Source organism: Paraburkholderia sp. (assembly GCF_036488795.1).
Lineage (GTDB): Bacteria > Pseudomonadota > Gammaproteobacteria > Burkholderiales > Burkholderiaceae > Paraburkholderia.
The window spans coordinates 24,665-38,334 of the sequence record NZ_DASXHA010000010.1 but is presented as its reverse complement, the minus strand read 5'-3'; the positions used below and the strand labels follow the sequence as shown (position 1 = coordinate 38,334).

Annotated in this window: 13 protein-coding genes; 4 read left to right on the top strand and 9 right to left on the bottom strand. The window is 62.8% G+C overall.

Annotated features, from left to right (window positions below; translation table 11 throughout):
- Positions 1-938 precede the first annotated feature (938 nt).
- The 5 genes from VGH41_RS01260 to VGH41_RS01240 form a co-directional block, all read right to left on the bottom strand.
- A complete protein-coding gene (locus tag VGH41_RS01260) occupies positions 939-2,225 on the bottom strand; it encodes an HlyD family efflux transporter periplasmic adaptor subunit (protein ID WP_331595485.1) in 1,287 nt (428 codons plus the stop codon).
- A gap of 34 nt (positions 2,226-2,259) precedes the next feature.
- A complete protein-coding gene (locus tag VGH41_RS01255) occupies positions 2,260-3,765 on the bottom strand; it encodes an efflux transporter outer membrane subunit (RefSeq protein ID WP_331595484.1) in 1,506 nt (501 codons plus the stop codon).
- A 47-nt stretch (positions 3,766-3,812) separates the two neighbouring features.
- The gene (locus VGH41_RS01250; protein ID WP_331595483.1) at positions 3,813-4,250 is read right to left on the bottom strand and encodes a MarR family transcriptional regulator; all 438 of its coding nucleotides are present in this window, start codon (positions 4,248-4,250) and stop codon (positions 3,813-3,815) included.
- Positions 4,251-4,358: 108 nt separating this feature from the next.
- Positions 4,359-5,921 (bottom strand): DHA2 family efflux MFS transporter permease subunit, encoded by a 1,563-nt coding sequence (locus VGH41_RS01245; protein WP_331595482.1) that lies wholly within the window; start codon positions 5,919-5,921, stop codon positions 4,359-4,361.
- Positions 5,922-6,009: 88 nt separating this feature from the next.
- A complete protein-coding gene (locus VGH41_RS01240) occupies positions 6,010-6,447 on the bottom strand; it encodes a MarR family winged helix-turn-helix transcriptional regulator (protein WP_331595481.1) in 438 nt (145 codons plus the stop codon).
- A gap of 213 nt (positions 6,448-6,660) precedes the next feature.
- Here VGH41_RS01240 and VGH41_RS01235 point away from each other — a divergent pair, with 213 nt between their 5' ends.
- Complete coding sequence (locus tag VGH41_RS01235) at positions 6,661-6,948, top strand: hypothetical protein (RefSeq protein WP_331595480.1); 288 nt, start codon at positions 6,661-6,663, stop codon at positions 6,946-6,948.
- A gap of 111 nt (positions 6,949-7,059) precedes the next feature.
- On the opposite strand, the gene cynS is transcribed toward VGH41_RS01235, so the two are convergent.
- Entirely contained in the window at positions 7,060-7,530 is a 471-nt protein-coding gene (gene cynS, locus VGH41_RS01230; RefSeq protein ID WP_331595479.1) for a cyanase, read from the bottom strand.
- Between the two features lie 39 nt (positions 7,531-7,569).
- Positions 7,570-8,229 carry a carbonic anhydrase gene (locus tag VGH41_RS01225; protein ID WP_331595478.1) on the bottom strand — a complete coding sequence of 220 codons (660 nt, stop codon included), beginning with the start codon at positions 8,227-8,229 and terminating at the stop codon, positions 7,570-7,572.
- A 329-nt stretch (positions 8,230-8,558) separates the two neighbouring features.
- Here VGH41_RS01225 and VGH41_RS01220 point away from each other — a divergent pair, with 329 nt between their 5' ends.
- The 3 genes from VGH41_RS01220 to VGH41_RS01210 all read left to right on the top strand — a co-directional run bounded on the left by VGH41_RS01220 (position 8,559) and on the right by VGH41_RS01210 (position 11,369).
- Positions 8,559-9,539 (top strand): ABC transporter substrate-binding protein, encoded by a 981-nt coding sequence (locus tag VGH41_RS01220; RefSeq protein ID WP_331595477.1) that lies wholly within the window; start codon positions 8,559-8,561, stop codon positions 9,537-9,539.
- 97 nt (positions 9,540-9,636) lie between these two features.
- Positions 9,637-10,611, top strand: a complete 975-nt coding sequence (locus tag VGH41_RS01215; RefSeq protein ID WP_331595476.1) for an ABC transporter permease subunit — start codon at positions 9,637-9,639, stop codon at positions 10,609-10,611.
- Positions 10,608-11,369, top strand: a complete 762-nt coding sequence (locus VGH41_RS01210) for an ATP-binding cassette domain-containing protein (protein WP_331595475.1) — start codon at positions 10,608-10,610, stop codon at positions 11,367-11,369. The genes VGH41_RS01215 and VGH41_RS01210 overlap by 4 nt, the downstream gene beginning before the upstream one ends.
- A 30-nt stretch (positions 11,370-11,399) precedes the next feature.
- On the opposite strand, the gene VGH41_RS01205 is transcribed toward VGH41_RS01210, so the two are convergent.
- Together VGH41_RS01205 and VGH41_RS01200 are read right to left on the bottom strand one after the other, a co-directional pair.
- Complete coding sequence (locus tag VGH41_RS01205; RefSeq protein WP_331595474.1) at positions 11,400-13,199, bottom strand: chloride channel protein; 1,800 nt, start codon at positions 13,197-13,199, stop codon at positions 11,400-11,402.
- Between the two features lie 2 nt (positions 13,200-13,201).
- On the bottom strand, positions 13,202-13,618 hold the full coding sequence (locus VGH41_RS01200; RefSeq protein WP_331595473.1) for a helix-turn-helix domain-containing protein: 417 nt from the start codon (positions 13,616-13,618) through the stop codon (positions 13,202-13,204).
- Positions 13,619-13,670: the final 52 nt, after the last annotated feature.

The following is a 13,670-nucleotide window of genomic DNA, read 5'->3' as shown; positions in this document are numbered from 1 at the left end:
CGCGTACCTTGAAGTCGAGCACGTCGAGGCCGAGATCGAGCGTGCCGAGCCAGAAGCGTAGACGCTGGGTCAGGCGCGCGCCCGGATGACTCAACGCATCCGTCAGAGACTGGGTCGCAGCATTCATACGCATACCAATTCATTGAGAGGAACAGGTGAAACCGCGGCGACTCCCAGCTACGCGTCGCATTCGCAATTCCGGGCAAGTTCGCAATTTAGAAATCACGGCGCGATAAACGTCAAATCAACTCTCCGAGACCGTCTGGAATTTCCAACGATTCAGTCAAATCAGGATAAATAGCGCCTTCTCTATTTATTGGGATGAGATTAGGTGATACGCCACTAATCGATGCATGATGAATAAATCATACTACCCTCGCCTTCTCCGGCCTCTGCCCTGCCAACCAGTAATCCTAAGTAATTCAAATAAATCTGAACCGGTCGGCTCGCCGCTACGTCGTGTACGCAATGTCCTCCGCAATCCTCTGCCCCACAACGCTCGGCAGCTAAAACCGTTTCCACTCGCGTTATAACGCGATGGCGGATTGCAGCTAATCTTGTGTCGCAGTAGTCGGCCTGGTGCTGAGCAGGCTGACAGCAGGCCAGCGAACGGCCGCCCCTCAATACTCCGGGGCGGCCGCGATGGTCCAATCCAGCGTTCCCACAGTACCGGCCGCTGCAAGAACCTCCGACAGGCAATCACATCATCCATGGTGAGCGACAACAGTGCGCAGCCGCGCTCGACACCAGTGCCTTCCTCATGTCTGTAGAGGGCGTATCGGTGCTTCAGTTCCTCCAGCACGTCACGACCACTCCCGTCGCTCAGCAAGGGCCCGCGATAGTAGTCGACGTTCGTACATTGCCTAACATGACGACCAGTAGCTTGTCAGACAGATAAGTGGTCGGTTACCGTCAGCCCCGATGACCCAGGTGGCCGCTCAATTTCCCATCGCCACCTTCGTTGCAGCCGGCCTGGCCGTCTTCGCCTGCGCTTCCATCTCGTTCTGCTCGATGATCTTCGCGATCTCCGCATCGGCTTGCTCGCCGTACTGCGCAAACACATCGGTGTGATAGGTCGTGTTCACCGCGGCGCCGAGCTGCGTGCCGGAATCGTCACGCGTGTCGGCGTCGACCTGCATCGACAGGCCAATGCGCAGCGGATGGGCCTCCAGTTCCTTCTGGTCGAGCTGGATACGGACCGGCAGGCGCTGCACGATCTTGATCCAGTTGCCGGTCGCGTTCTGCGCCGGCAAGGTGGCGAACGCGCTGCCCGTACCCGCTGAGAAGCCGATCACCCGTCCGTGGAACTTGACGCCTGAACCGTAGACGTCCGCCGTCATCGTGACCGGCTCACCGATGCGCATCCGGCGCAGTTGCACTTCCTTGAAGTTCGCATCGACCCACACGCCGTCGAGCGGCACGATCGACATCAGCGGCGTGCCCGGTCCGACGCGTTCGCCGACCTGCACCGAGCGCTGCGCGACGTAGCCCGTCACCGGCGCGGGCAGCGTATTGCGCGCGTAGTTGAGGTAGGCGTCGCGCACCTTGGCGGCGGCGGCCTGCACGTCCGGATGCTGCTCGACCGACGTGCGGTCGGTCAGCGCACGGTTCGATTGCGCCTGCTGGCGAGCGGCGTCGAGCGACGCCTCGGCGGAGGCCACCGCCTCGCGGGCATGCGAGATATCTTCTGTCGACACCGCGCCGGTGTTGGCCACCGCGACACGGCGCTTCAGATCGTCCTGCGCGCGGGCCAGGTCCGACTCGCGCTGCGCGACGTTGGCCGCGTAGTAGCTGTTGTTCACATAGAGCGTGCTCACCCGGCGCACGGCCTGGCCGAGCGCCGCCTCGGCGTTCAGCAGCGCGATCCGCGAATCGGCCGGGTCCAGCGTGACGACCGGGTCGCCCACTTTCACGATCTGCGTGTCGTCCGTGTTGACCGCGTTGACCGTGCCGGTCACCTGCGGCGTGAGCTGGACGAGATTGCCGTTGACGTACGCGTCGTCGGTCGACTCGTGATATTGCCCATACGTGAAGTAGTACGCGCCATACGCAGCACCCGCGACCACCACGCCGATACCCAGCAGCGCGAGCCAGAGCCTGCGCTTGCCGGAGGCGCCGGGCGGCGGCGCGTTCGGCGCGGTTCCGGCGGGGCGATCCTGGGTACCTTTTTGGTTCGATTGTGCGGCGTCCGCGTTCGTGCGGTCAGCCTTGATGGTATCGCTCATGTCAATTCACCAGAGAGTTTGCAAACGTGCCGGTTCAACGGGCGGCGACGGAGTTGGAAGGCGCAGCTAAAGCCGCACTGCGGGGTGCATCGGACGACGTATCGACATAGCCGCCGCCGAGCGCCGAGGCGAGCGCGATCTGCTGGTCGCGCCGGTCCATCAGCAGATTGGCGACGGCCTGATCGGCCTGCAGCGTGTTCATGTCGGCGTTGAGCACGGTCAGCTGGTTCGTCAGGCCGCCCTTGTATTGCGTGACGGCCAGATCGTCGGCCTCGCGCGCGGCTTGCTGCGCGACTTGCGCATCGCCAAGCTGCACGTCGCTCGAACGGATCTGCGCGAGTTGCGTCGCCACCCCGCTCAAGGCGCCGATCAGCGTCTGGTTGTAGGTCGCGACGGCGTCGTCGAAATCGGCGTAACGGCCCCTCAATTGCGCGCGCAGCTCGCCCGCATCGAAGATCGGCAGATGGATTGCCGGGCCGGCATTGGCCGTACGGCTCGCCGCCGTCAGGAAGCGGCCGAAGCCGAACGAGTCGAGGCCGATCGCCGCGCTCAGATTGATGTCAGGGTAGAACTCGGCCTTCGCTTCCTTCACTTCGTGCGTGATCGCATCGACGCGCCAGCGGGCCGCGACGATGTCCGGACGGCGGCTCACGAGGTCGGCGGGCAGGTTGTCCGGCAGGCGCACTTCGTCGCCGACACCCAGCGCGGGCCGGGCGATCGCGAGTCCGCGGTCCGGGCCTTCGCCCAAGAGCGCGGCCAGCTGATAGCGCGTCGTCAGGATGCTGCCGTCGAGCGCGGCGAGCGCTGAGCGGGCGCTCGCGAGATTCGCCTGCGCCGTCTTGCGCTCGACCTGGGTATCGAGCCCGGTCGCGATACGCCCGGCCGTGATGCGGTCGATCTGCTCGCGTCGCTCCACTTCCTGCTGGGCGATATCGTGCAGCACGTAAAGCCGCGCAAGCTGGTTATAGGTGCGGGCAACCGCGGTCGTGAGGGTGAGCTTGACGACTTCCGCGTCGGCCTCGCTGGCCTGCACCTGCGAAACCGCCGCCTTCAGCGTTTCGCGATTCTTGCCCCACAGATCGAGATCGTATGAAAGGCTCAACAACGCGCTGTTCTGCGTTTGCCAGGTACCCGCATAGGGCGGCGGGATTTCCGAGGTGCCGCTGAACTGCTGGCGCGTCAGCGAGTAACTCGCATCCACGCGCGGCAACGTGCTGGCCTTCGCGGTATCCGCATAGGCTTGCGCACCCGCGATACGGGCACGCGCCTGCGCAATGCTCGGGCTATCCTTGAGTGCTTCGTCGATCAGAGCCTTCAGTTGCGCGTCGCCGAACTGGTCGGCCCAGTCGGGCGCCGGCCAGTGACCGCTTTCGGCCGGCAGGCTTTGCGTCGTCTGGAACTGTTGCGGCTCGGCCATCTGCTGGTCGCTGTGGATGCCCGCGTAGTTCACGCAGGCCGAGAGGACCGCCACCATGATCACCGACAGCCCCGCTTGCATTGCGCGGACACCGCTGGTGGATTTAGTAATCTGCGCTTTCATTTTCTGACCTGTCAGATTAATGATTAAAAAAAGGAGCGCGACGGCGCTCACTCTCCGTTGAACTTGTTAAGCAGGCGGCACAACTCTTCGAACTCCGCCTTCGTGAATTTCCTCAACCGCGCGTTCAACACTTCCGGCGCGATATTCGGAATCTCGCCTGCAGTTTCTTCGCCCTTCTTTGTCAGCACCAGATTGACCACCCGGCGGTCATCGACGCTGCGCGAACGTTCCAGCAAGCCCTTCGTTTCCAGCTTGTCCAGCATCCGCGTCATCAGTCCGGTGTCGACCGACAACATCTTCGAGAGCTCGAACGGCGTGGCAGCAAGGCCGCGTTGCATCGCGAGGAGAATGCCCATCTGCGGGCCGGTGATGTCGAGGTCCTTGAGGGCCGTGTCCATTTCCGCGGTGATCAGGTTGCGAGCCTTGGTCAGCAAAAACCCGACGCTTTGCGTCAGCGAAAAACTTTCGGGTGTGTAGTGCTTCATGGCGCGTCCTCATCGTGTATGACTCTAACAATAACTGCAAAGTCAGATTCTGGCAAGAAAATTTTTTCAGTTTCTTCCCCGTTGAGCGACGCGCCCTTTGCCTCGCGCTCAGTGACCGCCCGCGCCCGCTGCGGCCTTCGCGCCGTCCTTGCTGGGCTTGGTGATCCAGATGAGCGGAATGATCACAATAAAGATCACCGCCGACAGCCAGAACACATCGTTCAGCCCGAGCATCGACGCCTGCGCGCTCAGCTGTGTTTCGAAAAAGGCCTGGGCCTTGAAGAGACTCGCGTGCAGCGTCGTCTGAATACCGGCCAGCGCGTGGACGTAGCCCGGATTGGTCAAACTGGTCTGTTCGGCGAGCTGCGAATGGTGCTGGATCGTCCGGTCGTTCCAGATGGTGCTCATCAGCGAGGTGCCCGCCGCGCCGGCGAAGATCCGCGCAAAATTCGACAGACCCGCGGCGGCCGGAATCTTCTCCGGCGGCAAACCCGACAGAACGATCGCCGTAAGCGGCGTGAAGAAGAGCGCCATCGGAATGCCTTGCAGCAGCGTCGGCAGAACGAGCGTGTATACGTCCACGTCGGTCGTGTACCACGAGCGCATCAGGAACACGCCCGCAAAGCAGAGGAAGGCAAGCGTCGCCAGCACCCGCGTGTCCGATTTCGGCATGATCTTGCCCATCACCGGCGCAAGGATCACGGCGAAGATGCCGAGCGGCGCGGTCACCAGCCCGGCGTCGACCGCCCGGTAGCCCAGGTATTCCTGAATCCACGTGGGGAGGATCACGAGGTTGGCGAAAAAGACCGCGTAGCCGACCGATATCGCGATGGTGCCGCCCAGAAAATTGCGTCCCTTGAACAGACGCAGATCGACGATCGGCCTGGCGTCGGTCAACTCCCAGATCAGGAAGAACAGGAACGCGACCAGCGCGACGATCGTGAGCGCCCAGATCACCGGCGAGTTGAACCAGTCGAGGTCTTTACCCTTGTCGAGCATGATCTGCAGCGCGCCCACCCAGACGATCAGCGAGAGCAGCCCCACCTTGTCGACCGGCAGCTTGCGCGACGGGGTTTCGCGCTTGTGGTAGAGCGCCCAGACCACCGCGGCGGCAAACAGGCCGACGGGCACGTTGATGTAGAAGATCCACGACCAGCTGTAGTTGTCCGTGATCCAGCCGCCGAGCGCCGGCCCGGCGATCGGCCCGACCGTGGCGGTCATCGCCCACAGCGACAGCGCGCTCGAACTTTTTTCCCGGGGAAACGAGCTGAGCAGGAGCGCTTGCGACAGCGGCACCAGCGGCCCCGCCACCGCGCCTTGCACGACCCGGGCCACGAGCAGCAAGGGCAAGGTCGGTGCAAGGCCGCATACCGCGGAGGACACCACGAACAGCAGAATGGCGGCCACGAAAAGCTTCACCTGCCCGACCCGCTGCGTGAGCCAGCCGGTCAGCGGAATCGCCACCGCGTTGGCCGCGGCGAACAGCGTGATGACCCATGTGCCTTCGTCGACCGACACGCCCAGGTCGCCGGACAGCGTCGGGATCGCGACGTTGGCGATCGACGAGTCCAGCACATTCATGAAGGTGGCCAGCGCCACGGCAAACGTGCCCAATCCGAACTGCCAGCCAGTCAATGGCGCGGGAGCGCTCGCGTTTTTTGGCGGGTTCATGTTGCGTCCTTTAAGAGGCTTGACGGCTGGTTACCGCCAGGCCGTTGCCGAGTATCTGATGTGTCAGATATCTGGTTAAAAAAAAGTCTCATTCATCCAGCAGCTTGGTGACGAGACGGCACAAGGTCGCGAATTCCAGCGGTGTAAAGCTCGACAGACGCTGGTTCATCACTTCCGGCACGATATCCGCGATCCGTGCAGCGGCGTCCCGACCGGCTTCGGTCAACGTCAACTTGACCACCCGCCGGTCCGGACGATCGCGATCCCGATGCACGAGCCCCTGCCTTTCCAGACGGTCGACCACTCGTGTGATGAATGCCGGATCGACGCCCAGCAGTCTGGACAACTCGACCGACGAGCACGCAATGCCCAGCGACAGGAGCAACAGCGCGCCGACGTGCGAACTGCGCAGGCCCGTGCCCACCAGCGCGCCGTCCATTTCCGTCGTGAGCAGGTGACGGGCCTTACTCAGCGCAAAGGTGATGCGTTGGACCGGCAAGAAAATATCTTCAGGATAGTCGCTCATAACTGATACCTCCGTTTCTGATGCGAACTATATCTGACTTATCAGATATACGTAAAGCGCTTTTTTGAGGGCCAGATACTTGGCGAATTGCGCGGGGCTGATCGACGGTGGATTTTTGAAAGCTGCACAATCTAATATTGTTGTATTCGCATCGGCTCCTGGCCACTGGCGGCCAGACCTTGCACCACACATGCGCACCCGGAGATGCCCATCATGAAGATCGCGAAAATCGTCATCGGAGTAGCCGCCCTCGCCGGCGTAACCGCGGTCCATGCTGACGGGTTCGTTGTTACGAGATCCATTTCTAACGGGCGTGAACTGCGCGTGGTCGAACATACCGCCGAATGCGACGGTGGCCCGGGCGCGTTCATTTACAGGCAGGGCAAGCGGCTCGATCAGACCTGCAATGTGCGCGTGACGCCTAAAGGCGCGACCGTGATACTGCCGGCTTTCGAGCCGCACATCTTCATTCCGCGCGACACGCTCTACCCACGCTCGTAAGCGCAAGCTTTGGGAGCCGAGGCTCGAGGGTGTACGGCTCGCCGCTTCATGATCTGCAATCCGAATCAAATGGCCGGGAGCCGTTCCTCCAGGAACAGCTCCGCGGTTTCCTCAGAACGGCCTGGTCGGCAGATACTTGCCGTCGAGCGTGATCACCGCACGCGAGCCGCCTTCCGGATCGTCGACCTTCTTGATGTCCAGCTTGAAATTGATTGCGCTGATGATGCCGTCGCCAAACTTCTCATGAACCAGCGCCTTCAGTGTCGAACCGTAGATCTGCACCATTTCATAGAAGCGGTAGATCGTCGGATCGGTCGGCACGCCGCCCGGAATGCTGCCGCGCACGGGGATCGTCTGCAGCAGGCGAACCGCGTCTTCGCCGAGCTCGAGCTTGTCGGCGACGACCTTCGCGGCCCCGGCGGGCAGCGGATGCTGGCCGAGCAGCGCGGCGGTGACGAAGGCGAGGCTCAAGCCCGTGCCCTCGTTGATCTGCTCGAAGGTGAGGTTCTTGCGCACCTTCGCGTCGATGATTGCGTCGGTCAGCGCTTCACGGGGAGCCTGGCTGTATTGTGATTGCGTCATGGCGATGTTCCTTGAAAGGTGAAAGTTGACAACAGGGGTTCAGGCGGCAAGATTCAGCCGTGCTGGCGTCGCACAAGCATGCGGATGGTCCGCAAGCGAAACGAAGCGGTTCGTCGTGCCGTCGAGCGTATCGATCGAGCCGGTTTCAATGTCGTACACCCAGCCGTGCAGAGCCAGATGCCCTTGTTCGAGCGCGAGCCGCACCGAGGGGTGAGTCTTGATGTTCGCGAGTTGCGCAATCACGTTTTCGCGAACCATTGAGTCGACCCGGTCGCGTTCGCTCTTGTGCTCACGCGCCTCGTTGACGACCTTCGCCGAATCCGCGTAATGCAGCCAGTTGCGAACGGCCGGCATGTGGTCCATGCACTTGCAGGTGGCAATCGCCGTCATTGCGCCGCAATCGGAGTGACCGCAGATCACCACATCAGTCACGCCAAGCGCGGCGACTGCATACTCGACCGTGGCGGTCACACCGCCCGGTTCCGGGCCATACGACGGCACGATGTTGCCGGCATTGCGGATCACGAACAGGTCACCCGGCTCACGCTGCGTGACGAGTTCGGGTACGAGCCGGCTATCCGAGCACGAAATGAACAAGGTCCGCGGGTGCTGGCTCGTAGCGAGCTGCCTGAAAAGTTCGGAGCGCTGCGGAAATGCGTCGCGCTGAAACTTCAGGAAGCCGTCGATGATTTCTTGCATGTTTCGCTCCATCTGGGTGTGAGTAAAGAACCGATGGACGAAGAATGCGCCGGCCGAGCTATAGTGTCCAAGACCCGTTTGCGATCATCTTTATAGGAAACACCAATAGTTTGCAGACGCCCTTCTTGCTGTGGAATGCGCCGGGCATCGTGCCGGCATCGCACGAATCCCAGCGGCCTGCCGCCGCTTGCAGTCCAACCGGCGTTGTCATTCCAATAGTCACTGACACCGCTCCCGCCTATACTGCCCAACAGCCGATTGCCGACGCCATTGAGCGCGCATAACAAGTCGGGCGTCGCAAGTCGGACTCAAACCTGGAGGAAGACAAAATGAAGCGATTCGTTTCCCGCTGTATGGTTGCCGTCTCAACGATCATCGTCTGTTCGCTGTCGGGGCTCGCGCAGGCGGATGCCGCGCATCCGGTGGTTGCACTCCTGCCCGGCGTGGTTGATCCGTTCTACTTCACGATGCATCGCGGCGCCGAACGGGCCGCCAAGGAAGAGAATGTCGAGTTGCTATTCCAGGTTCCCAAAGAATGGAACACCAGTGAGCAAGTGCCGATCCTCAAGGCGTTCATTGCCAAGCATCCTGACGTGCTGCTGATTTCGCCGGTCGACAAGCAGCAGCTCATTCAACCCCTCAAGGAAGCCGCCGACGCCGGCATCAAGGTCATCACGGTCGACACCTATATCGGCGACGGGCACTATCAGACCGGCAAAGGTGACGCGGACTTCCCGCTCTCCTATATCGCATCGGACAATCTGGAAGGCGGCCGCGTCGCGGCGCGCGCGCTGGCCAAGGCCATTGGCGACAAGGGCACGGTCTATTGCGAAAACAACAAGCCCGGCATCTCGAGCACCGACGCGCGCGCCGAGGGCTTCATGGAAGAGATGAAGAAGCATCCGAACATCAGCGTGCTGCAGACGCTCTACAACGAGGACGACGCCAACCAGGCCGCCGCTCACGTCGCCGCGGTGCTGGCGCGCAATCCGAATCTCGCCGGCGTGTTCGGCGCCAACACCTTCTCCGGCAGCGGCGCGGCGCAAGGGGTGAAGGCGGCAGGCAAGCAAGGCATCGTCAAGGTGGTCGTATTCGACGCGGTTCCGGGCATCGACAAGCAGATCAAAAGCGGCCTCGTCGACATTGCGATTGCTCAGCGCCCCGATGAAATCGGCTACTACGGCGTCAAGTTCGCCGCCGACGTGATTCACGGCAAGAAGATCCCCACCCTCAAGAGCACGGGCTTCGAGGTTCTCGACAAGAACAATATCGACCAGCCCGACATGCAGAAATACATCTATTCGAACTAGCCCACGCAGCGCGGCTGATGGCGTAGTTCGTCCCGCCCGCGTGCGCCGCCGCGCACGCGGCTTCTGCTCCTGATTCCTGATAAACGCGGATCACTCCATGGATAACTCGCGTCTCGACCGGATCGCGCTGATTACGAGGCTCTGGCCGTGGCTGTTCCTCGCCGTCCTGCTGGCCTTTTTTGAGGCGTATGCGCAGATCTCGGCCCATCGTTCGTTTCTTTTGAACGCCTACAACCTGCAGTCAATCGGTCTTGCTGCCGCCGCTCCACTGCTGCTGGCAATCGGCCAGACCTTCGTGATCATCACCGCCGGCATCGATCTGTCGGCCGGCTTCGTGATGGGACTCGCGGCCGTCTGTGTCGCGCAGTTCACGTTGTTCGGCAGCGGCTCGCCGTGGATCCTGCTGCTGTCCTTGCCGCTCACCCTCGTGGTGTGCCTGATTCCAGGACTCGTCAACGGCGTGCTGATTGCCTGGCTGCGCGTGCCGGCCTTTATCGGCACACTCGGCATGTATGGGGTCGCGCGGGGCGCAGGCTTTCTCGCCGCCGGCAGCGGCATGACGGTTTCGGTGGACAACGCGGGACTCGTCTGGCTCGGCAGCGGCTGGACGCCGGTGATACTCACTGCCGTGTTGCTGGTCATCATGCATCTGCTGCTTTCGAAGACCCGCTTCGGCCAGTACACCTACGCGATAGGGGGCAATCCGCAATCGGCGATGCGCGCGGGTATCAACGTCAAACGCCACCTGCTCGCGGTGTATGTCATCGCCGCCGCCTTCGCGGCAGTCGGTGGGATCATCTATACCGCGCGCTTTGCCGCGGGGGCCGCCAACGCCGGCGAGCCCATGCTGCTCGATTCGATCGCCGCGGTGGTGATCGGCGGCGCGAGTCTGTTCGGCGGAACCGGCAACGTGGTCGGGACGCTGATCGGCGCGCTGATCATCGCGGTGATCCAGTTCGGCCTGGTGTTCATCGACGTCAACGCGTTCTGGCAATTCATCGTGGTGGGTATCGTCATCATCCTGTCGGTGCTGATCGATCAATACAAGGACCGTCTTGGAGGCGCCCAATGAGCACGCCGATCCTCGAGGTGCGCGACGTCTCGATCCGCTTTGGCGGCGTGGAGGCGCTCAGGCATGTGTCGTTGCAGCTATTGCCGGGCGAAGTGCTGGCGCTTGCCGGCGACAACGGTGCGGGCAAGTCGACCTTGATCAAGATCATTTCGGGTGTCTACCGGGCCGATCAGGGCGAACTGCTGTTCGATGGCGCGCCGTTGCAGTTGCGCGATCCGCAAGACGCGCGCGCCCAGGGCATCGAGACGATCTATCAGGACCTCGCACTGGCCGACAACCTGGATGTCGGCAGCAATATCTTCCTCGGACGGGAGCCGACGCGCCGCCAACTCGGCTTCCAGGTCATCGACCGCCCCCGCATGGCGCAGGTGGCGCGCGAGGTGCTGGAGCGCCTCGATATCGTGATTCCGGAGCGCAAACTCGGCGGTCCGGTGAAGATGCTCTCAGGCGGCCAGCGCCAGGCCATTGCCATTGGCCGCGCGATTTACTGGAACGCGCGCGTGCTCATCATGGACGAGCCCACCGCTGCGCTCGGCGTGCCCGAGCAGCGCAAGGTGATGGAACTGATTGCGACACTGAAGGCCCAGGGCGTCTCCGTGATCCTGATCTCGCACAATCTGCATGACATCTTCGCGATTGCCGACCGCATCGTCGTGCTGCGACGCGGCGAAGTGGCCGGCGAGCGACAAGTCCAGCAAACCAATGGCGATGAAATCGTGCACCTGATGGTCGGCGATACCTATGTGAGCCCCAGCTAGGCAATCTGCGGGCCGGCGCCGCAACGCATGTCAGCCCGGCCGGCGCACCGGAGGGAAGCGCTTCGTGCCGCGGCTGAAGTTCACGCGCCGGAACCGCTCTTTCTTGTGCTCTTCTTCAAAGTACGCGAGTGACGGCTTGACCAGATCGCTGCGCGCTACGAGGCCGACCAGACGCTGGCTCTCCCGGTCGGCAACCACGGGCAGGCGTTCAAGACCGTGTACCGCGAGGCGGGTTGCAACGAGCCGGCAAGTCTCGCCAGGCAGCGCCACGACCGGGGTGCTGCCGCGCAGCACGTCGGCCACCCGGGCGTCGCCTGGCGCGCCAGCGCCGGCGTCGCGGAAACGCTCGAGCAGCGCCCGGTCGACCATGCCCGCCACTGCTCCGTTGAGCACAGCGGGATAGGCGCGGTGCGTCTGCGCCGGGCCGAAGAACTTCGCCAGTGCGTCGCGCACGGAGATCTCGGCGTCGATGGTTTCGACAGAAGGCGACATCACCTCGTCGACGTAGTGGCGCTCGAGCGGATCGACGCCGTATTCACGGTAAATGTGATAGCCACGCCGGGCGATCTTCTCCGTCATGATGGAACGGCGCATCACCACGGTCGCGAAACCGTGCGCGACCAGCGTGGCGGCGAGCAGCGGCAAGAGCGCATTGCTGTCGTGCGTCAGCCCGAATGCGAACACGATCGCCGTCAGCGGCGCACCGAGGGTTGCGCCCAGCGTGGCGGCCATGCAGACGAGCGGCCACAGCGCCGGTTCGCCACCGGGCAGCACATGGCCGAGCACGGTTCCAAGCCCCGCGCCCAGCATGAGCAGCGGCGCGAGCACGCCGCCCGACGTTCCGGAGCCGAGCGCGACTACCCAGATCACGGCCTTCACAATCAGGATTGCGACAGCAATCTGCAGCACGATGTGCTGATGCAGCAGATCACCGATGACGTCATACCCGACGCCGAGGGCACGCGGTTCGATAAAGCCGCCAATCCCGACCACGAGGCCGCCCAGCGCGGGCCACCACATCCAGTGAACCGGCAGCCTGCCGAACAGATCTTCGGTTTTGTACAACGCAGCCGACAGGCCCGCAGCCAGCGCCCCGCTCAGCAGGCCGGCGATCACGCACGACACCAGCGACAGCGCATCAGGCGCGGCCGTTTCGAGCGGGAACAGCGGACCCGTGCCGAAGAATGCCGCGCGCGCAAACCCGGCGACCGCGCAGGCCAGCGCGACCGGCAGAAAGCTGCGCGGCCGCCATTCGAAAAGCAGCAGCTCCACGGCCAGCAGCACGGCTGCCACGGGGGTGCCGAACACGGCGGTCATGCCGGCTGCCGCTCCGGCGACCAGCAGTGTCTTGCGCTCTGCCGAGGTCACCTTCACGCACTGGGCGATCAGCGAGCCCAGCGCGCCCCCGGTCATGATGATCGGGCCTTCGGCACCGAACGGTCCGCCGCTGCCGATCACGATGCCGGACGACAGAGGCTTGAGCACGGCCACTTTGGGCGACATGCGGCTCTTGCCGAACAGGATGGCTTCGATGGCTTCGGGAATGCCGTGCCCGCGGATTTTCTCCGAGCCGTAGCGCGCCATCAGGCCGACGATCAGGCCGCCCGCGACCGGTAACAGGATCACCCAGATGCCTAGCGTGTTCTGTGCCGGCGACCTGTTTGCGAAAGAAAATGCGCCGAAGAAAAAAAGATTGGTGAACAGGTGAATCAGACTCAGCAGCACGAAGGCCGCGAGCGTGCTGAGCGCGCCGATCCCCGCGGCAAGCAGGGAGATACCTGGAAGCCGCGCATTCGCTGAGAAGTCACGCTTGTGCGTATCGTGATTCATGGTTACTCGAGATCGATCCGGGGAACGTTAAACGCACCTTCAAGCGACTTCAGTTCGGCGCGGTGCATTTCGGCGAGACGGGAAAGCACCTGCTCGCCGGCTTTCAGCAGGTGAACCTCGACCTGGCGTCGATCGGTCTCACTGACTTTGCGCTGCACGAGATCGAGCGCCTCACAACGGGACACGAGCGCGACCACGCCGTGGTGCTGCGCCTGCAGCCGTTCGGCAAGCTCGCCGATGGTCGCCCAGTCACGCTCCGGATACCCCTTGATGTGCAGCAGCAGCAGATACTGCAAAGGCGTAATACCTTCACCCTGAGCGGCCTGCTCGGAAAAGCGCTCAAAGCGTCGCATCTGATAGCGAAACTCGGACAGTTGTTCGAAGTCCGTCTTGGTCAAGCCGCGCGCGAGTGTCTTCATCGGAGCTCCACAGCAAGGAGTAAAGCGATTATTGTATCACGTCGTGATATGT